Genomic DNA, 20,418 nt, shown 5'->3' with positions numbered 1-20,418 from the left:
TGAGACTTCCCATCATTAGAGTAAGATCCCTCAGAGACGATGAGGTAGATAGGTTCGAGGTAGAAGCATGGCAACATGTGCAGCTGACGAATACTAATCGATCGAGGACTTAACTAAAAACAAAAAGCTGAAACGACCGTTTAGCAACGTACACACTGGACTGAACCGAAGGAGATAAAGGAAACACAACGAACGCAAGTGAGTTGATGTTGACTTATTGTACGGAGGTAAAGGAAGTGTGCTAGTTGTTGGGAGTTGAAGCTAGATTAAACAAAAAGCGGAATCATCCGCGATTTGATGCCACTTGTCAGGTGCATTTCTTATCTAGTTTTCAGGGTATAACCTGAACAATTGAAGATCATGATTTAGTGACAATAGCGAAGAGGTCACACCTGTTCCCATACCGAACACAGCAGTTAAGCTCTTCAGCGCCGATGGTAGTTGGGTTTTCCCTGCAAGAGTAGGACGTCGCTAAGCAAAAAAGAAATCCTCAAGAGATTAAATCTTGAGGATTTTTCATATTATAAATTCTATTTTATGATTTGATCTAGGTCAAAACACTTGATGAATTATCTTGGAGTGAACCAGAATAGATAAGCTAAAGAAAAACGCTTATTAATAAGCGTTTTTCCTTATAATTTAAAGGCTTTGCCAAGCCGCATTTTGTCCTGCTAATCGACCAGTGATTAAGGCAGCAGTAATATTGTAACCACCTGTATAACCATGAATATCTAATATTTCACCACAGAAAAATAAGCGCTCAACAAGTTTAGAGGCCATTGTTGTAGGGACAATTTCTTTTATTGAGACACCACCACCTGTTACAAAAGCTTTTTCAATTGGTAAACTATCATGAATAATCACTTCAAATGCCTTTAGCTCTTCAATGATACTACGTAGTTGTTCATGTGAAAGATTAGCAGCTCTTAGCTCAGGATCAATATTACATTTTGCTAAAATAAACAACAAAAACCGCTCAGGAACAACCCCTTTTAGTATATTTTTGATAGACTTTTTCCCTGATGTATTAATGATCTGACTATAATTCTGATATAGTACTTCTTTATTTTGACCAGGTATACTATCAATATAAATACTAACCTGTGTGTGATCTTTATTTAATAGTTTAACAACAAACTGAGAGCATCTTAAAACAGCGGGACCTGAAATACCAAAATGAGTAAAAATCATATCCATTTGATGTGAAACAATCGGCTTATTATCTTTATTTTTAACGTTTAGTCGAACATTTCGTAATGCTAAACCTTGAAGTTCCCTTTTCTGAATAAATAATTGTTTTGAGATAAGTGGGACTTCTGTAGGATATAAAGCACTAATTGTGTGTCCCGCTTTTTTAGCCCAGGGATAGCCATCTCCTGTACTTCCAGTATGTGGAACGGCCTTTCCACCAACTGCAACGACAATTGACTTGACTTTAATTTTCGTTTGATTTGCTAAGATAACAGTATGTGATGATAAGCCATAGTCAAGTGCTTCAACCGAAGTGTTTGTCATAATTTTAACATTTAACTGGTCAAGTTTTGTTAAAAGAGCTTGGACTACATCATTCGCTGAGTTGCTAACAGGGAACATTCGACCATGATCTTCTTCTTTTAAAGGTACACCTAATTCTTCAAAAAATGTGATAATATCCTCATTATCAAAAATTGACAAGGCACTGTAAAGAAATTGACCATTCCCAGGAATATGTTCGATAATTTCTTCTTTTGGTAACCGACTTGTTACATTACAACGTCCACCACCTGATATAGCTAATTTCCTCCCTAATTTCTTACCTTTTTCTATTAAAATTGTTCGGGCACCTTGTTCAGCTGCCCCAATTGCCGCCATCAATCCCGAAGGGCCACCGCCAATAATAGCTACATCATAATCCATAGTAATCTTCCTTTCATAATAAAAAAGTTATCGAGTGTTTTCGCATTTATCTATTATAACTAGTTGTGAGAGATACATTAAAAATTCCAGTGAGTTTATCTAAGCACTTATTTGGATTTGACAAGTAACTGGTCAAAGAAGCCCAGTAAAGTGTTGACAGGAATAGAATAAGTGTATTCTTGTTTTTGGTTCCACTATATTGAAAATGTTTAAAACCTCCAATGCATGATGATTAACTTTATATATATATAATCGAATATATGTTAAAATGAATTGTATTGTCAAAGTAAATGTAGAAAGAAAAGAATAAAGGTGAAGTTATGTCTAAAAATACAATGATTCGTGGTACGGTTTTATTAACAGCTGCAACGTTTATTTCAAAATTCTTAGGAATGATTTATACGATTCCTTTTGAAAATTTGGTAGGAGCAAGTGGAGGAAAGTTATATGGCCTAGCATATGGCCCTTATACAATATTTATTAGCTTGTCAACGGTTGGTATCCCATTAGCGGTATCCAAGTTTGTGGCAAAATATAATTCACTAGGGGATTACCAAACAAGCCGTCGGATGTATAAGCTTGCTTTTCGCTTAATGATAATCACGGGTTTCGTTTCATTTGCGACTCTATTTGCAGGTGCGGATTTATTAGCTCGGATTTATATTCCAGAGAACTCAGAGGGTGTTACTGTAGCTGATGTAGCTATGGTTATTCGAATGGTCAGCTTTGCCCTATTAATTATCCCACCAATGAGTATAACACGTGGTTTTTTCCAAGGGTTTCAATCAATGGGGCCAACTGCAATATCTCAGGTTGTGGAGCAGGTTGTTCGAATTGCTTTCTTGTTGGTTTCAGTATATCTCGTAATCAATGTCTTCGGTGGAACTATTACTACAGCAGTTGGCTTTGCTACCTTTTCAGCTTTTATCGGAGCAATTGCTTCTGCCCTTGTATTAATTTGGTATTGGAAACACAGAAAGAAGCATCTGAATGTTTATCTTCAACAACAAGAAATACAAGAAACAAATCTATCAACACGTGAATTGTTTCGTGAGTTACTCAGTTATGCTGGGCCATTCGTCTTTGTAGGACTAGCCATTCCCTTATATCAGCAAATTGATGCGATTACTTTTACACGGACATTAATGAATTTAGACTATGATCAAGCGATTATTGACCAAGCTTTTTCTAATATTAATCTCTATGGACATAAATTAATTATGATTCCGATTACGCTGGCTACGGGAACATCGTTAGCCTCTTTGCCAACTTTAACTAAATCATTTGTTGATCGGAATTACCAATTACTTTTCCGGCAAATTAACCAATCCTTGCAAATTATTATGTTATTAATTCTACCGTCTGTTGTCGGTATGTCATTGCTGTCAAATGAAATTTGGGGTGCCTTTTATTCAATCAATCAATACATCGATTTGAATGGACAATTATTAAGTTGGTATGCACCTGTTGCCTTATTTTTTGCTTTATTTACTGTTACAGCATCGATTCTACAAGGAATTAATCAACAACGCTTTGCGATTTACAGTTTACTTTTTGGGCTGATATTAAAGAGTGTGATAAACATTCCTTTTATGCACTGGTATGGTCCAAAAGGTGCGGTAATTGCTACGGGGCTTGCTTCATTAGCTACAGTTGTTGCTAATTTATGGTGTATCAAGACAGCAATTCAATTTTCTTTAAAGCAATTAATCAAGCGCTCCTTACTAATGGCTATATTTAGCAGTCTTATGGCAATAGCGGTAATCGCGGTGAAATATTTGTTAGGCTTCTATATCACATACTATGATGGCCGAATGGCTAATATTGTAATTTTGTTCCTGACAGTTACAGTGGGGGCAGGGGTTTATTTATGGTTTAGTTATAAATCAACATTGCTTGAACGGGTAATCGGTAGTAAAATTCGAGTTCCAAATCGATTAATAAAGAAATAGGGTGAAGAGAATTGCGCTTAGATAAACTACTCTCTCATTCTGGCTATGGTAGCCGAAAAGAGGTAAAACAATTATTAAAATCGGGGCAAGTTACTGTAAATGATCAGATCATTCATTCGGGTAAAGCGTATGTAGATCCTGAGAAGGATTTAATCATGATGAATGGTGAACAAGTGGTTTATGAAGAGTTTGTATACTATTTATTACATAAACCTGCAGGCGTAGTTAGTGCAACAGAAGATTTAAAAGACAAGACTGTTTTAGATTTGTTAGATCCAAGAGACCAAGTGAAAAGTCCGTTCCCGGTTGGACGCTTGGATAAAGATACGGAAGGGCTTTTGTTAATAACAAATGATGGAAAGCTTGCTCATCAGTTACTATCACCCAAAAATAATATCGGAAAAACATACTTTGCAAAAATTGACCAAAAGGTTACAGAGGAAGATAAAATTGCATTTAAACATGGTGTAGTGCTTGATGACGGTTATCAAACAAAACCAGCTGATTTAGTGATCTTGAAAAGTGATGATATTTCGGAAGTGGAAGTAACAATCACCGAGGGGAAATTTCATCAGGTGAAAAGAATGTTTGAAGCGCTAGGAAAACACGTGGTTTATTTAAAACGAATTGCAATGGAGCAGTGGAAATTAGATGAGGCATTAGAACAAGGAGAGTATCGTCGGTTGAGTGAAGCTGAAATTACTTACTTAAAACAACTTAAATAAGTAGTTTAAATCAAAAAAATAAGCTGACGATAGATGTCAGCATTAGAAACAACAATTACAGGATTACGAAATTTTAACTTTCTTTTTCGTAATACTCCACTGTCCTCTACTTGGACTTTTTACAAGGCCATTATAGGCAAGTATGTTTAAATCCCTTTGAACCGTTCGATCCGTAATATCAAATTCCTCAGCAATTTCAGAGGTTGTGACTGGACCGGATTCTCGAATGAATAAATAAACAGCCTTGATACGCGTTAGCATCCTTGTTGTTGATTGACTCAAAAAACCACTCCTTAATAAAATCATTAGACTTGTGGTGTTACTGAATCTCTGTACTGTTATTTTACACTTTTCTTATTAATCTGGCTAGCAACTAGCTTGAATTTTACAAATTCTTAAGAAAGGCCGATATAACAATAATGGGGTTACTAATAATTTAAACAAGGATAATACAGGTGAGGTGTTGTATAGAATGGGACAATTAATTAAGTTGGAAAACTATATATCCCGATATCAACGGGATATATATCATTATTCAAGTCAATATATACGTCTCAAACAAGAAAACTGGAAAGGTTTATTGGAAATGTGGGAGGCAAAACAAGAATCACTTTATATAGAAGAGACTAATCAGGAAGTATCTCAAGCATCCCTTTTTGAAAAATGGAAGGAATTCTTTAACAAAAGAGAAGAGGTCCAAGCTGATTATTCTGACTACTCCTTACCAAAAACAGAAGACCAGCTGAAATATTCCTTTTTAGATTCTATTTATCAATTCCAATTAAATTGGGCTTCGTCGACAATTAGTGAAATGTCCTTCTTAGATCGATATTATGAAGATGATTTAACGCTTAAATACTTTTTGCAACGCTTTCCCGATACTTACTTGTTTATGTATAAACCGGTCTTTAAACTAAAAAAGACAATAGTTGATACTGATATAATTATGATTACACCAGTTGAAATAAATGTGATTAAAATAGTAGAAGAACCATCAGATCACATGATAATAGCTGATGATGATCGAACATGGTTAAGTGAACAAAATGGTATTCAATCTAAATTTTTAAGCCCTTTATTGTCATTAAAAAGGTCAGCTAAAATTGTTGAAGCGATTTTAGATCATAAAAAAATTGATATGCCAATAAAAAAAATAGTTTTATCAAGGACAAATAGGATCCAATTCTATTTAGAACCATTTCAAACGGAATTTGTTGATCGGGACAAACATGAGAAGTGGTTACACAGACAACGTCAATTAACCTCACCATTAAAGCATCAACAATTAAAAGTTGCGGAAACATTATTAGCATATTCGGATACTGTAGCTGTTAATCGGCCAGAGTGGGAGCGTTCGGAAGATGTTCAAATGTGAGTTGATCAATCAATGATTTCATTTACTATGTAAGTTAAATAAAATAGGATAAAATTACCCCTTGATCTTTTTATGAAAAATGAGTTAATCTATTAGTAGATTAAAATAAAATTGGCTAGTTATCGCTGTTTTTGTCGATAACTTTGATGGTATAGAATGTGAGGAGATTCCTGTGCGAAATGTACTAGGTGAAGGTTGGATAATTAAATCAGCAGGTGGTTCAACAGGAGAAGCATATTGTGCCCAGTCTAACCACAAGCGTCTTTTTTTGAAGAGAAATTCTTCACCGTTTTTGGCTGTTCTTTCTGCACAAGGAATTGTTCCCAAACTAGTTTGGACAAAGAGGTTAGAAAATGGAGATGTTATAACTGCCCAAGAATGGCTTGATGGAAAAGAGATGATTCCAGAGGTTATCCAACATCCAAAAGTGGCAGAGTTATTAGGGCGAATTCACCATTCAACAGAATTACTAGATATGTTAACAAGGATGGGAAAGAAACCACTTTATCCGATTACTTTGTATCGTGAGCTAGAACAGTTAGTTCAAGAAAATAATAATGCATTTTGTTCAATGACTGTTAATCGCGCATTAAATTGGATGAAGAAACAATTAGGATCAGTTATTAACATTAAACCAGTTGTCTGCCATTGTGATTTAAATCATAATAATTGGCTTGTAACGAACAAAGGACAATTGTATTTAATTGACTGGGATAATGCGGAGATTGCCGATCCAGCACTTGATTTAGCTATGCTATTTAACCGCTATATTCAAGAGCATGAATGGGAAAAGTGGTTAGAGAATTATGGGGAAAAAGGGAGCAGATCATTGTATATTAGAGTGCATTGGTATATGATCTATAAGCTCATCATGGAGTTGGATTGTGAAATAGATTTAAACAACTTCAATTGTAAAGTTCAACAATTAGAATTTGTTTTGAGAAGAGCAGATACTTATCTCAATTCTAAATAAATAGCCTAACAAATCAGTGGGTAGATTCATTCTCTCACTGATTTGTTTATGTAAGTAACGAATTAATCATAGGAAAGGGGAGATAGATATGCGTGCTAGATACAAACCTTGGGCTGATGAATATTTAAAAGAACAAACATCTTATGTCGAATTAAATCCTACAGAAAATAAAGGGAAGTGGCACTCGACCTTTAAGCAAGAACAACCCATTCATTTGGAAATTGGAACGGGAAAGGGTCAATTTATTGCGGGAATGGCTAAACAAAACCCTGGAGTTAATTTTATTGGAATTGAAGTTGCTAAAAGTATTATTGTAACAGCTGTTCAGAAAGTAGTTGACTTGGAACCTAATAATGTGAAACTCATTAATGATGATGCGAAAGATTTAACCAAGATGTTTGCTAAGAATGAACTCGATCGAATTTATTTGAATTTTTCTGATCCATGGCCAAAAAACAGACATGAAAAAAGACGACTTACGCATAGAACGTTTCTGGAACAATATCAGGAAATCTTAAAACCAGCCGGAGAGATCATTTTAAAAACAGATAACAAAGGTTTATTTGAATATAGCCTAGTTAGTTTTTCAAAGTTTGGTTTAATTTTAGACGAGGTTTGCTTAGATCTTCACGAGTTGAATGATCCAACAAATGTGATGACAGAGTATGAAGAAAAGTTTTCCGCAAAAGGTCAATCAATTTATCGTTGTTGTGCAAGGTTTCCTAAATAAACTAAAAAAGAGGTAACAGAAGTAGTTACCTCTTTTGATTGCTAAAAGAATGATAGCAAGCATGTATTATTGATGGTGATTCAAAACGATGGCAGTGATGCAAGCCAAATAGTCTTCAATTAGAAGTAACCACATTAGCTTACCTGTTTTTTAGAAAACTCATCATGCGGATTGTTAGGCAATTGCGAGATTTTATATAACGCTATTCGTTTCTTTAGTTGAAATAATCGATCCAGTGTAGGCATCAACATAAAACTCAAATTGTTGATTGGTATCATTAATAGTCCGGGTAATTCCACCACGATAAACCCGATAATTTAATCCGTGTAGGGATAAATCTTCACTTTTCATATAAATCCAAGAGCCACTAACTGCTCCTTCTTCTTTAAATTTCTCTTTAGCAAGTTTGAGTGCTTGTTCTGGTTGAATAGGCATTTCACTTATTTTTGCTTTTACAAAGTATCCAATAGCGACACCGATTCCTAGTGTGCCTATTGTTTTCTTTAAATTCATATACTTCACCTCGATTATTAAAGTTAATGCTAGTATACATTATTTTTCTATAATAAGAAAATCGGTCTTATAATATCATTTAAAAATCACTCAATATTTTTCATCAGAACGAGTAATTGCATCTTTTTAGGGCTGAAAATAAAGGATATAAAAAGGATAACAGATTAAAAATAAGGAAGAAAAGGTGTATTCAAACGAATAAGCATAAAATTTGCTAGATACAGAATATTCTTTTAAGTGGAAATGATCGTTCTCTTTCGTTACAATAAAAGATATAGATAGAGTAAAAACTTTAATTTAATAAACCTTTGGTCAGTATGATTTTATGAAAGATATTTAAACAGGTTCAACTATAAATTGATTTTGGCCTGATAAGTAATCATATCATAATAAATCATGTCCTAGTCGACTGACTGATGGTTATAATAGGACAAGGATATGGAGGTTGTACATAATGAAACAAGAAACGATGGATATGTTTAAGACATTAACGGAGTTGCAAGGTGCATCAGGTAATGAACACCTAGTACGTCGTTATATGCGTTCAGAATTAGAGAAGTATTCGGATGAAGTGATTCAAGATCGATTGGGCGGTATTTTTGGTGTTAAAAAAGGAGAAGGACCTAAGGTTTTAGTTGCAGGTCATATGGATGAAGTTGGCTTTATGGTGACCCAAATTACTAAAAACGGAATGATTCGATTTCAACCATTGGGTGGTTGGTGGAATCAAGTCTTGTTAGCGCAACGTGTACAAATTATGACAGATAATGGACCGGTAATCGGTGTGATTGGATCCATTCCACCACATAATCTAACACCAGAACAACGAGCAAAACCGATGGAATTAAAAAATATGTTGGTTGATATCGGAGCTGACGATGAGGAAGATGCAAAGGCAATTGGGATTAGACCAGGGCAATCGATCTTGCCAGTGACACCATTTACACCAATGAGTAATAAGAAAAAAATACTAGCTAAAGCATGGGATAATCGTTACGGCTGTGGTTTAGCCATTGAATTGCTAAAAGAATTAAAAGATGAACAACTTTCAAATGAGCTTTACTCTGGTGCAACTGTTCAAGAAGAAGTTGGTTTACGTGGGGCACAGGTTGCTGCAAATATGATTAAGCCAGATATCTTTTATGCGCTTGATGCATCTCCAGCTAATGATATGTCTGGTGATGATAAAGAGTTTGGGCAGATTGGAAAAGGGGCTTTGTTACGCATTTTTGACCGAACAATGATCACACATAAAGGGATGCGTGAATTTGTTTTAGATATCGCGGAAACTAATAAGATTCCGTATCAGTACTTTATTTCGCAAGGCGGAACGGATGCGGGTCGAGTTCATCTTTCGAATGACGGGATACCTTCGGCTGTTGTGGGGATACCTTCACGCTATATTCATACACATGCATCTATTATTCATGTTGATGACTATGCAGCGGCAAAAGAATTAATTATTAACCTCGTGAAGAATACTGATGCAAATATGGTTGAACAATTAAGACGTAATAGCTAAAAATTAAATTTAATCTTATAGGAAATCGTCTTGGTGACTCTTTTTAAGAATTACCGAGGCGATTTTTAAATTAAGTAGACTTTTCGAATTAAATATTTTGCTGTATCTATAATAAGTTAGAGAAAACTATATTTTCCACTTTATCTAGAAAAGATAATTATCATTTAATTTTATTATATAGTATTGTTATCGCGTAAAATCACCCTATGAGGGAAAATGGGGGATAAGAAGAGGACAAAGGTAAATTAGATGTTAAAAGTAATCAAAACTATGAAGGAACCTATATTTGATTGAAAAGTGTTCGAACTTATTGACTAATAACCGATTACCCTAGTTTATCAGTTATAATTAGTAATAAAGTGATTATACTTGATGTTCCGGTTACACAAAATATACTGAACATTTTCCAGGGGATATATAAGTTAAAGTTTTTAAATTACATGAACAACAGCAATAATGTAGAAAATAAAAATTCTGGTAGACTTGAAAAAATAGAGCATGTTATGATGTTCTTAAAATGTTTATTTAACGGTTCTTTAATGATTTTAAAATGTAATTTTTAATAGAAGGGAAGTTGACTAAGTGTCTGAACAAATAATCGTAGGTTCATTAAATAAAGCAAAAATAAGAGCAGTAGAAAGTGTGTTTTCAGGTTCTATTGTTATTGGGGAGCAAGCTCCATCGGGTGTTTCAAATCAACCAATGACTGACCAGGAAACATTGACAGGAGCGATCAACCGAGCAAAATATTGTCAAAAATCTGAACGTGGCGTTATCGGGATTGGTCTAGAAGGTGGTGTCATGGAATTTAATAATCAGCTTTTGTTATGCAATTGGGGTGCCTTAGTTGATCAAGTAGGAAATGTTTACATTGCAAGTGGTGCAAGGCTCCCATTGCCTGACCCAATCTCAAAGGCATTACAAACTGGACTAGAACTTGGGGAAATAATTGATCAATATGCTAAACAGTCAGATGTTCGTAATAATCAAGGGACAATTGGTTTTTTAACAAATAATGAAGTTAGTCGAAGTGAAATGTTCGAACATGTTGTCAAACAACTAAAAGGTCAATATCAATTAGCGAAGAGTAATTAATCTTAAGATCCAACCCATTAAATGGCGGTATATCAAAAGTACACCAACTTAAAAGAGCCCCTTGTAATTCTTCAATTAAGTAGTATCATATGGGTAGATTATTTTTATAAAGAAAGGAGTCACTTATGATAAGAAAAAGATTAAGCCTTATTTTCATTACCAGTCTTATTCTATTTGCTAGTGGCTGTAGTTTATCTGAAGAGGAAACTTTGGAAAATATTAGAGCAACCATTGATAGGTCATTTAGCAGTCAGGCTCTAGAACCGAATAGAGAGTTTGATAATTTTAATATATATTTACCTGAACACTTCACAGTTATTGAAGAATCTGATCGTAATCTAATTTTTAATGATCAAGATCAAACATATATCCTATTCTATAACGATTTGGAGGATGCATCGAGCGAAGCCTTCTATCAAGCTGAAAAGGCAGGTGGTCAATATGATTTACTTGAAACTTATCAAGATGATGACCATTTTGCTTATGTGAAGGTTACAGAGCTAGAACGCGACTTTGAATTACAAGTCGGAGTTGGTGGCGTGAGAATTACTACACAGACATCTCTTAATCATTTAGAAGAAGATTTTACTGAAATTGTTAAAATGATTAATTCAATACAATTTCAAGATTTTGAAGAGCAGGTATAAGTAGCGGAATTTTGCTCAGTTAACTTTAATCATGGTTTTACCTTACCTAAGTTAACTGAGTTTTTAATTGAAAAACTATGTCTTGTCACCTGTATAAACTTAGTGTAAAATTAAGTGAATCATAAATCAATAAGGGCTTAATACTTATAATATTTATCGTAGTGCAACTATCAGTAAGATCCCACTTCAAGAATTTGAAGGAAACTAAGCATTGTAAGTGCGTGGTCAACTGGCAGTAAGGGACCGATTGGTTCAGCTAACAAGTGTTTTCACTAGGACGTGTAACGGCAAATGTCTACGGTGAGATGAGTAACCGCAAATCCTTTCGCTGGGACGAGTAACCCCAGTCCCAGTCCCATTCCTAGCTAGGGTCCCATCATATAGAAATTCAAAATAATCAATTAGTTGACTATGGTAAATAAGAATAGAGGGGGAATCGTTGATGAAGGAATTTTTAGAGAGAAAAAATATTGAATTATCAGCACATGCATATTTAATAACTGCTTTAAGTTATATGGCACTTGGTTTGTTTTCATCGTTAATTATTGGCTTGATTGTGAATACTATAGGTGAACAATTAATAAGAATTTTTGGAGAGTTTGAATTCGGTTTATTTTTACTTGAAATAGGTAGTTTTGCAATGGATGGGAAAATTGTAGGTGGTGCTATTGGAGCCGCAATCGGATATAGTCTTAAAGCTCCTCCACTTGTTCAATTTTCAACGATATTTGCAGGTGCTTTTGGCTATAGTTTAGGTGGTCCAGTTGGTGCTTTTGTGAGCACCATATTTGCAACAGAGGCCGGTAAACTGGTTTCTAAAGAAACAAGAGTAGATATAATTATAACACCTTTATTAACGATTATGGTAGGATATAGTGTAGGGAAATTTATAGGGCCACCATTGGATGCTTTGATGACTGGATTAGGAGAAGTGATTAATTGGTCAACTACTCAGCAACCTTTTGTTATGGGGATTATTGTCTCATTACTTATGGGATGGGCATTAACAGCACCAATTTCTAGTGCAGCTATTGCTGTTATGTTGTCTTTAGATGGTCTAGCTGCAGGTGCTGCTGTAATTGGTTGTTCTGCACAGATGATCGGATTTGCTGTAAGTAGTTTTAGGGAAAATGGAATCGGTGGGTTTTTAGCTCAGGGAATTGGTACTTCGATGTTGCAAATTGCCAATATTATAAAAAAACCATTGATTTTGATTCCGCCATCAGTCGCCTCTGTTATTATGGCACCAATAGGAACTGTATGGTTACAAATGACAAATAATGCTTCAGGCGCAGGTATGGGGACATCTGGTCTAGTTGGGCAAATCATGGCTTTTCAAACGATGGGCTTTACATTTCCTGTATTCATTATGGTTTTGCTAGTTCATATTATTGGTCCTGCCTTAATTAGTTTGGCTGTATCGGAGTGGATGCGCTATAAAGGTTGGATTAATTATGGTGATCTTAAACTAGCATATGATTAGCATATAGGAGGCAGTTACGGTGGAAAATTTACAAACAGAAGAACAATTCTATCAACAAATTCAAAAGGGAAAAACGGTCTTTCTTTTTTCTGCAGAATGGTGTCCAGATTGCCGCGTGATTGAGCCCTTTCTACCTGAATTAGAAGAGGAGTTCCAAAGTATTACTTTTATTCACGTTGATCGTGATCAGTTTATTGATCTTTGTATTAAACATGATATTTTTGGAATACCTAGTTTTTTAGCATTTGATCAAGGAAAAGAAGTGGCTCGTTTTGTTAGTAAGGATCGAAAATCTCGGGAAGAAATTGAATCATTCTTAACAAAAGTTAGTGTTGCTTAACCACTTAAAATAGTTTACTACAACTTAAAAGACAATAAAAAATCCCCCAACTCAAATATTCAGAGTAGTTTTAGAATACTAAGTGGGGGATTAACTGTCGCTTAGGCCAGATTTACTTTGTTACTTGGCCTCTTTCATTATGATAAGTATAGAAAAAGGCAGTGTTAGAGATAGCAACGATCATTGATTCAATTATTTCGTATCAGCAAATCACTTTATTTTCATGTGACTAAAATAGATGGTACAATGAAGCTTGAAATTGAAACATCCTCGAGGTGGAAAAAATGACTTTAACAACTTTACAGTTAAAAAAACGATTAGATCAAAAATTCCAAGATCCAAAATGGAAAACAGCGTATAAACGGGATAATGATCAATATAGAGTCGAATGGGCTGATACAGGAAAAGGAGTAACGATAACCTTACCTAGTGTGATTGCTAAGTATGAACAACGGGGTGACATCGCTATTGATGAGCTTGTCTTTCATATAAAAACATCATTGGAAATGATGAATCAAAATCCTAAATTGCAGGATAATGAAAAGAGAATTTATCCAGTTATCCGTAGTACTTCATTTCCAACTAAGTCGAAGGCTGGCTTGAAACTCATTTATCATGACCATACAGCTGAAACACGAATTTATTATGCTTTAGATTTTGGTCATACCTATCAATTAATTGATCAACAACTTTTAACTGAAGCGGGTTGGTCCACTAAGCAACTAAAAGAAATAGCAACTTTTAATATGAAGTCACTGCCGATTGAATTAAAGTGTGATCGAGTTGCTGATAATGATTTCTATTTTATTTCGGCAAATGACGGTTTTGATGCAAGTCGAATTTTAAATGAAACTTGGCTTGAGGAAATGAGTCAAAAGGCAAAAGGAGAACTCGTCTTAGCTGTTCCGCATCAGGATACCTTGATTGTAGCGGATGTGCAAAATGATATTGGCTATGATATTTTAGCTCAGATGGCCATGCAGTATTTTGCGGAAGGTCGGGTACCGATTACAGCCTTATCATTTCTTTACGAAGATAGGAAGCTTGAACCAATTTTTATACTGGCTAAGAAAAAACAAAATAATACAAACGTTGATAAAAAGGATGAATAGGATGAATATATTTTATAACAAAGAAGGAATTGGCGATGTACTAATTATTCCTTTGAAACAAGGAAACAGAGAAAAAACAGCCTTCCGTAAATATGGTGATGTAGCTGAAATATATGATACCGAAACGAATCAAATTATTGGTTATAATATTTTTAATTGTTCAAAATACTTCGCATTGACTGATGGGAAACATCAATTAGATGAGTCTTTATTAACATCAGTGAATGAAGTATTTAAGACAAATAATGTACCTAAAGAATTGGATTTGGATTTATCACCTAAGTTTGTCGTTGGATATGTTAAAGAAAAAGAAAAACATGAAAATGCTGATAAACTTAGTGTTTGTCAAGTTGATCTAGGTAATGAAACGGTCCAAATTGTCTGTGGAGCACCAAATATAGAAGCTGGACAACATGTCGTCGTTGCAAAAGTGGGTGCAATCATGCCGAGTGGTATGGAGATTAAAGAAGCTAAATTAAGAGGAGTAGCTTCATTTGGTATGATTTGTTCGCAAAAAGAACTAGGTCTTCCAAATGCTCCTACTGAAAAAGGGATTTATGTTCTAGAAGATAATGTTGAGGCAGGACAACCCTTTATTTTTTAATATTTGGTAAAGCGTAAAAGAGCAATCGATCTTTTACGCTTTTTAAAAATCTGCTAAAATAAGAGGTAAAGTCCTTAATGGAAGAGTGAATAAATCATGTTAGATAAATTAATTAATAAATTTAGACAGCTCTTTGATTCAAAAGAAGAGCTAGAATTTGACTATGAAGACAATGTACCGTTATTTAGAAGACGAACTAAGCCTGTTGAAGCAAAGGTGTCTTATCAATATCCGAAAAAACAATCTTTCCGTTTTCCAATGCCGATTGATCCACCACCTGTATATGATAAACAAGATGAAATAGATAGTTGGATCGAAACAGATGATCCGAAAACTGATGAAGTTAAGAAGAGAAAACCATTTAAAGCTTCAAATGTGGCTTCACCTATCCATGGCTTTCATACAATTGATCGCATGGAAACGAGTCATCTTGAAGAACCAGCTTTTCTGCGTCGTGATCGTGAAAAACTCCTAAAGGATAAGGTGGTTAAGCAAGAAGTGAATAAGCAAACCATCGAAAAGCAAGATGAAGTAATGGAAGAAACAACTGTAATTAAACCATCACAGGAAACAGATTATCCAGAAATACAAGATACTATCGAACAAGAAAATATAACTGACAGCTATCAGGAACAAGTGGAATCACAAATTCCCTCAAACAATATCCCTGAAGAGCAGATTGAACAAGTTTCTGAACAAGTGACAGATAGGAGGGAGTCTGCTAGAAAGCATCCCTTTAATGTCATTATGACACCAAGTGATAAACGTCGCTATCGCGAGAAAAGACAACAAGTAATTGAACAAAAAGATCATTTACCAAGTCTGCACTTGTTAAATGATCTTTCTAGTACTGTTCAACAAGATCAAGCATGGATAGAAGAGCAGTCGAAAAAGTTGACAGAGACATTAGCTGAATTTAATGTTAAAGCACATGTTGTTAATGCGATGCAGGGTCCGACAGTCACACGATTTGAAATTCAACCTGAATCAGGTGTGAAGGTCAGTAAGGTTAGAAATCTGAGTGATGATATAAAATTAAATATGGCAGCAAAGGATATCCGAATTGAGGCACCAATACCGGGGAAAAATGCAATTGGGATTGAAATTCCAAATGAATTTGCCTCGCCAGTTGGTTTATATGAAATTTTTAAAACACGACAATTTAGCCAAGCTGAATCTCCATTGACAATTGGTTTAGGTCTTGATATTTCCGGTAATCCTGTCGTAACGGATATTAAGAGAATGCCCCATGGTTTAATTGCGGGAGCAACGGGATCAGGAAAAAGTGTATGTATTAATTCAATCCTCATTTCATTGTTATATAAAGCAAGTCCAAGGGATGTACGTCTTTTATTAATTGATCCTAAAATGGTTGAACTAGCACCATATAATGACATTCCCCATCTTGTTTCACCTGTTATTACAGATATTAAAGCAGCAACACAAGCCTTAAGGTGGGCGGTTGAAGAAATGGAGTCACGTTATCATAAGTTTGCTAATGTTGGTGCTCGGAATATTGAACGCTATAATCAAAAGATGGCTGAGGAAAATAATGAACAAGAAAAAATGTCTTATCTTGTGATCGTAATAGATGAGTTAGCTGATTTAATGATGATCGCTCCACAAGATGTAGAAGATTCAATTAGTCGAATTGCTCAAAAGGCAAGGGCATGTGGGATCCACTTATTACTTGCCACACAGCGCCCATCAGTTGATGTCATTACAGGTTTAATTAAAGCAAACATTCCAACCCGAATTGCTTTTAGCGTTGCTTCACAAGTAGATTCAAGAACAATGATTGATCAAAATGGGGCAGAACGCTTGTTAGGAAAAGGAGATATGCTGTTTGTTGAAAATGGTGCTCGTTATCCAATGAGGATTCAAGGGGCTTTTGTTTCTGATGAAGAAATTGATCGGGTTACAAATGATGCAAGAAAACGCGAGGCAGTTGATTATTTATTTGAACAGGAAGACTTATTGCAAAGAGTTGAACAAGAGGATAATGAGGATGAATTATATGACGAAGCTGTTGCTTTCGTATTAGATCATAATGGTGCCTCAACTTCATTACTTCAAAGACGGTTTAAAATTGGTTATAATCGGGCTGCGCGTTTGATTGATGCGCTAGAGTATAATGGGATTATTTCCGGTCAGAATGGGAGTAAGCCTCGAACATTACTCGTAACAAAGGAAGAACTTGAGCAACTACAGTAAGCCTATTATTCAGTTACCGAGCTGAATTGTTTACCGTAGATTAACTAACCGTGAGACCCCACTTCAATCATATAAGTGAAAGGCTCAGATGATGTGAGAGGAATCAGCTGTTAGTAAAAAAACCGGTTCATTCGTCTACCCCTTAATGGGAATGAACGAGCCATTGAATGAAGATTTACTTTAATGGATTAAGATAAGAATTGCTGATTGTTGGCCTCAATCATTATCATCAGTCATTATTGGTTGAAGCTTAAATTGACTAAGATATAACTTGAGTAATATTCTATTTTCTTATATGATAAACAAAACGAAATAAAATTTATGACGAAAAATTGATCTTTACTGGTCATGCGTTCCCACTTAAGATGATTACTTTTTTAAAAAAAGAATGAAGTGGGAACTTGCGACAAATAGGATATCCTAATATTTATGGTGTAACAAGTTTTATTGGAGCAAGTAACTATATTAAGGAATACAACGAAGTTTTACGTTGCAGGAATAAGTGAATTTTTTATTCTATGTCCCAGTTCTAGCCCCCGAATACTACACCTAAATCGGCTGATCAGTTAAGGCTGTATAAATTAATGAGGAGTTTTGACCAATGGAAAAAGAATTCACAATGAAATTAAATGGTGAAATTGATCGTTTAACAAATAAAACATTTAAATTCGACCAACGCCTTAAGGAAGGCTGGTTTTCAGCTGTTTACTTTTTAAAGACGAAAGAAATCGCTGAGAAAATGAAGCCTGACAATGAAGTAGTTATGCAATTTTTCCAAAAAGATGAAGCGGTTTTGTGTGGGACAGATGAGACAATCGCACTCATTCATACATTTGCCGATAAACCAGAAGAGCTTGAAATTCATTCATTAAAGGATGGAGATAAAATCTCACCTTTTGAAACAGTATTAACAATCAAGGGACCTTATCAGTCATTTGGTTATTTAGAGGGTGTAATTGATGGGATCTTGGCTAGACGAACGTCTGTCGCCACGAATGTATATAATGTTGTAAAAGCGGGGAGAACATCAGGTAAACAAAAGCCTATTATATTTATGGGAGATCGCGATGATCACTATACACAACAAGCAGGAGACGGTTATGCTGCTTTTATTGGGGGATCCACCGCCCAAGCAACACACGCAATGAATGAATGGTGGGGAAAGACCGGAATGGGAACAATGCCACATGCCTTAATTCAACTATTTGAAGGTGATATTGTTAAAGTGGCTAAGGCTTATCATGAAATATATCCAGAAGACGATTTAACTGTTTTAATCGATTATAATAATGATGTTATTACAGATGCCCTTAAGGTAGCACGTGAGTTTGGTGAAACATTGAAATGTGTTCGTCTCGATACTTCAGGAAATATGGTTGACAAATACTTCTTAAGAAATGCCCATCTTCTTGGGAAATTTGACCCACGGGGTGTAAATCCAGAGTTAATCTTTGCCCTACGCAAAGCGTTGGACAATGAGGGATATCAACATGTGAAGATTATGGCAAGTGGAGGATTTACCGAGGAGAAAATTCGCATGTTTGAAAAAAGAAATGTTCCAGTTGATTTATATGGTGTTGGCCGAAGTTTATTAGATATTAATATTGGCTTTACTGGTGATAATGTTATTTTAAATGGAAAGCCTGAATCTAAAGCTGGTCGATCATATCAACCAAATCCAAGATTAGAAAAGGTAATCTATCAAAAATAAACACACTTGCTTCTATGCAAAGATTGTTTTTGTGCTATAATACTAAAATGTACAAAGCAATAAGAATATATTAAATTTATCAGCAAAAGCATATTATGCTTATGTATGGATAAGCACAATCTTTTGATATTAATGAGTGAAATTTAGGCAGCTTGCTGATATATTGTAAACCTCTAATGATATTGGGGTTTAATTGAAAAAGGGTAGAAATCTCTTGGAGGTACACATTTATGACGACTTACCATTTTGTTGGCATTAAAGGAACAGGTATGAGTGCACTGGCTCATATACTATATGATGCCGGTGAAGATGTACAAGGTTCTGATGTCAAAAAAACATTTTTTACTGATGCAGCATTAAAAGAAAAAAACATCCCAATATTTCCATTTTCAAAAGCTAATATAAAAGAAGGTTTGACCGTTATAGCTGGAAATGCTTTTAAAGACAACCATGAAGAAATTGTTGAAGCAAAAAGATTAGGGTTGCCCATTTATCGCTACCATGATTTCTTAGGTCAGTGGTTAAAGAAATATAAAAGTATTGCTGTTACGGGTTCACATGGGAAAACATCAACAACTGGATTGCTAGCACATGTTCTTAGTCAAATTCACCCAATATCATATCTGATTGGGGATGGAACCGGTTTAGGACATCATGATAGCAAATATTTTGTATTCGAAGCGTGCGAATACAAGCGCCATTTCTTAGCATATCAACCAGATTATTTAATTATGACAAATGTTGATTTTGATCATCCAGATTATTTTACAAGCATTGATGATGTATTTAATGCTTTCCAAGAGATGGCTGAGCAAGTTAAACAGGGGATTATTGCTTATGGTGATGATGATTATTTACAGAAGATCCAGGCAAAAGTACCTGTAGTATATTATGGTTTTTCTGATACTAATGATTTTCAAGCGAAAAATATAATTGAAGTTGATGAAGGAACTCAGTTTGATGTTTATGTTCGTCATCATTTTTATGAAACCTTTACGATCCCAATGTACGGGAATCATAGTGTTCTAAACGCTTTGGCAGTTATTGCTTTATGTCATTATGAAGGTATTAAACCTGAAGATATTAAACATTTATCAACATTTACAGGTGTGAAAAGGAGATTTTCAGAGCGTACTTTTAATGAACAAATCATTATTGATGACTATGCACATCACCCTAAAGAAATTGAAGCTACAATAGATGCAGTTAGAAAGAAATACCCGGAGCGTAAGATCACAGCTGTTTTTCAACCACACACATATACACGAACTAAAATGTTTTTAAAAGAATTTGCTGAAACATTAAATCTTGCAGATGAAGTCTTCTTATGTGATATCTTTGGTTCAGCTCGAGAAGCTGAAAAGAAATTAACGATAGAAGATTTACAAGCTTTAATTCCTAACAGTCAACTATTGTCCATGAATTCGACGGAAAAGCTAAAAGACAATAGTAAAGGTGTAGTTGTTTTTATGGGTGCTGGTGACATTCAAAAATATCAACAAATTTATGAAGAAACATTTAAATAA

Annotated in this window: 18 protein-coding genes and 2 rRNA genes; 17 read left to right on the top strand and 3 right to left on the bottom strand. The window is 34.9% G+C overall.

What is annotated here, in order from left to right:
* Positions 1 to 117, top strand: a 23S ribosomal RNA gene (locus KQI76_RS00905); the annotation flags it as partial.
* Between the two features lie 247 nt (positions 118 to 364).
* A 5S ribosomal RNA gene (rrf, locus tag KQI76_RS00900) occupies positions 365 to 477 on the top strand.
* Between the two features lie 162 nt (positions 478 to 639).
* Here rrf and KQI76_RS00895 read toward each other — a convergent pair.
* Positions 640 to 1,896: a BaiN/RdsA family NAD(P)/FAD-dependent oxidoreductase gene (locus KQI76_RS00895; protein ID WP_216398417.1), complete on the bottom strand. Its 1,257-nt coding sequence runs from the start codon at positions 1,894 to 1,896 to the stop codon at positions 640 to 642.
* Between the two features lie 320 nt (positions 1,897 to 2,216).
* On the opposite strand from KQI76_RS00895, the gene KQI76_RS00890 reads away from it, so the two are divergent.
* Together KQI76_RS00890 and KQI76_RS00885 are read left to right on the top strand one after the other, a co-directional pair.
* Positions 2,217 to 3,848, top strand: a complete 1,632-nt coding sequence (locus KQI76_RS00890) for a putative polysaccharide biosynthesis protein (RefSeq protein ID WP_216398416.1) — start codon at positions 2,217 to 2,219, stop codon at positions 3,846 to 3,848.
* Positions 3,849 to 3,859: 11 nt separating this feature from the next.
* Positions 3,860 to 4,573, top strand: a complete 714-nt coding sequence (locus KQI76_RS00885; protein WP_216398415.1) for a pseudouridine synthase — start codon at positions 3,860 to 3,862, stop codon at positions 4,571 to 4,573.
* 63 nt (positions 4,574 to 4,636) lie between these two features.
* Here KQI76_RS00885 and KQI76_RS00880 read toward each other — a convergent pair whose 3' ends face one another.
* Complete coding sequence (locus KQI76_RS00880; protein ID WP_216398414.1) at positions 4,637 to 4,855, bottom strand: HTH domain-containing protein; 219 nt, start codon at positions 4,853 to 4,855, stop codon at positions 4,637 to 4,639.
* Between the two features lie 190 nt (positions 4,856 to 5,045).
* On the opposite strand from KQI76_RS00880, the gene KQI76_RS00875 reads away from it, so the two are divergent.
* The 3 genes from KQI76_RS00875 to trmB all read left to right on the top strand — a co-directional run bounded on the left by KQI76_RS00875 (position 5,046) and on the right by trmB (position 7,651).
* The gene (locus KQI76_RS00875; protein ID WP_216398413.1) at positions 5,046 to 5,948 is read left to right on the top strand and encodes an NERD domain-containing protein; all 903 of its coding nucleotides are present in this window, start codon (positions 5,046 to 5,048) and stop codon (positions 5,946 to 5,948) included.
* 172 nt (positions 5,949 to 6,120) lie between these two features.
* Positions 6,121 to 6,921 carry a phosphotransferase gene (locus KQI76_RS00870; protein WP_216398412.1) on the top strand — a complete coding sequence of 267 codons (801 nt, stop codon included), beginning with the start codon at positions 6,121 to 6,123 and terminating at the stop codon, positions 6,919 to 6,921.
* An 88-nt stretch (positions 6,922 to 7,009) separates the two neighbouring features.
* Positions 7,010 to 7,651: a tRNA (guanosine(46)-N7)-methyltransferase TrmB gene (gene trmB, locus KQI76_RS00865; protein ID WP_216398411.1), complete on the top strand. Its 642-nt coding sequence runs from the start codon at positions 7,010 to 7,012 to the stop codon at positions 7,649 to 7,651.
* A 192-nt stretch (positions 7,652 to 7,843) separates the two neighbouring features.
* Here trmB and KQI76_RS00860 read toward each other — a convergent pair whose 3' ends face one another.
* Positions 7,844 to 8,164, bottom strand: a complete 321-nt coding sequence (locus KQI76_RS00860) for a PepSY domain-containing protein (protein ID WP_216398410.1) — start codon at positions 8,162 to 8,164, stop codon at positions 7,844 to 7,846.
* Positions 8,165 to 8,618: 454 nt separating this feature from the next.
* Between KQI76_RS00860 and KQI76_RS00855 the strand changes: the two genes are divergently transcribed.
* The 10 genes from KQI76_RS00855 to murC all read left to right on the top strand — a co-directional run bounded on the left by KQI76_RS00855 (position 8,619) and on the right by murC (position 20,418).
* A complete protein-coding gene (locus KQI76_RS00855; RefSeq protein ID WP_216398409.1) occupies positions 8,619 to 9,686 on the top strand; it encodes a M42 family metallopeptidase in 1,068 nt (355 codons plus the stop codon).
* A 582-nt stretch (positions 9,687 to 10,268) separates the two neighbouring features.
* On the top strand, positions 10,269 to 10,781 hold the full coding sequence (locus KQI76_RS00850; RefSeq protein WP_216398408.1) for a DUF84 family protein: 513 nt from the start codon (positions 10,269 to 10,271) through the stop codon (positions 10,779 to 10,781).
* 125 nt (positions 10,782 to 10,906) lie between these two features.
* Positions 10,907 to 11,428, top strand: coding sequence for a hypothetical protein (locus KQI76_RS00845; RefSeq protein WP_216398407.1), 522 nt, complete (start codon positions 10,907 to 10,909; stop codon positions 11,426 to 11,428).
* A gap of 442 nt (positions 11,429 to 11,870) precedes the next feature.
* Positions 11,871 to 12,911 (top strand): PTS sugar transporter subunit IIC, encoded by a 1,041-nt coding sequence (locus tag KQI76_RS00840; RefSeq protein ID WP_216398406.1) that lies wholly within the window; start codon positions 11,871 to 11,873, stop codon positions 12,909 to 12,911.
* Between the two features lie 19 nt (positions 12,912 to 12,930).
* Complete coding sequence (locus KQI76_RS00835; RefSeq protein WP_216398405.1) at positions 12,931 to 13,251, top strand: thioredoxin family protein; 321 nt, start codon at positions 12,931 to 12,933, stop codon at positions 13,249 to 13,251.
* Positions 13,252 to 13,535: 284 nt separating this feature from the next.
* On the top strand, positions 13,536 to 14,363 hold the full coding sequence (locus tag KQI76_RS00830; protein ID WP_216398404.1) for a DUF1444 domain-containing protein: 828 nt from the start codon (positions 13,536 to 13,538) through the stop codon (positions 14,361 to 14,363).
* A gap of 1 nt (position 14,364) precedes the next feature.
* Positions 14,365 to 14,967 (top strand): YtpR family tRNA-binding protein, encoded by a 603-nt coding sequence (gene ytpR, locus KQI76_RS00825; protein WP_216398403.1) that lies wholly within the window; start codon positions 14,365 to 14,367, stop codon positions 14,965 to 14,967.
* A 96-nt stretch (positions 14,968 to 15,063) separates the two neighbouring features.
* Positions 15,064 to 17,181: a DNA translocase FtsK gene (locus KQI76_RS00820; RefSeq protein ID WP_216398402.1), complete on the top strand. Its 2,118-nt coding sequence runs from the start codon at positions 15,064 to 15,066 to the stop codon at positions 17,179 to 17,181.
* A gap of 601 nt (positions 17,182 to 17,782) precedes the next feature.
* Positions 17,783 to 18,892, top strand: a complete 1,110-nt coding sequence (locus KQI76_RS00815; RefSeq protein WP_216398401.1) for a nicotinate phosphoribosyltransferase — start codon at positions 17,783 to 17,785, stop codon at positions 18,890 to 18,892.
* A 230-nt stretch (positions 18,893 to 19,122) separates the two neighbouring features.
* On the top strand, positions 19,123 to 20,418 hold the full coding sequence (gene murC, locus KQI76_RS00810) for a UDP-N-acetylmuramate--L-alanine ligase (protein WP_216398400.1): 1,296 nt from the start codon (positions 19,123 to 19,125) through the stop codon (positions 20,416 to 20,418).

The sequence above is a fragment of the Amphibacillus sp. MSJ-3 genome (assembly GCF_018919165.1).
GTDB lineage: Bacteria > Bacillota > Bacilli > Bacillales > Amphibacillaceae > Amphibacillus.
Note: the sequence above shows the minus strand (reverse complement) of the source record. Positions and strands in the feature narration are given on the sequence as shown.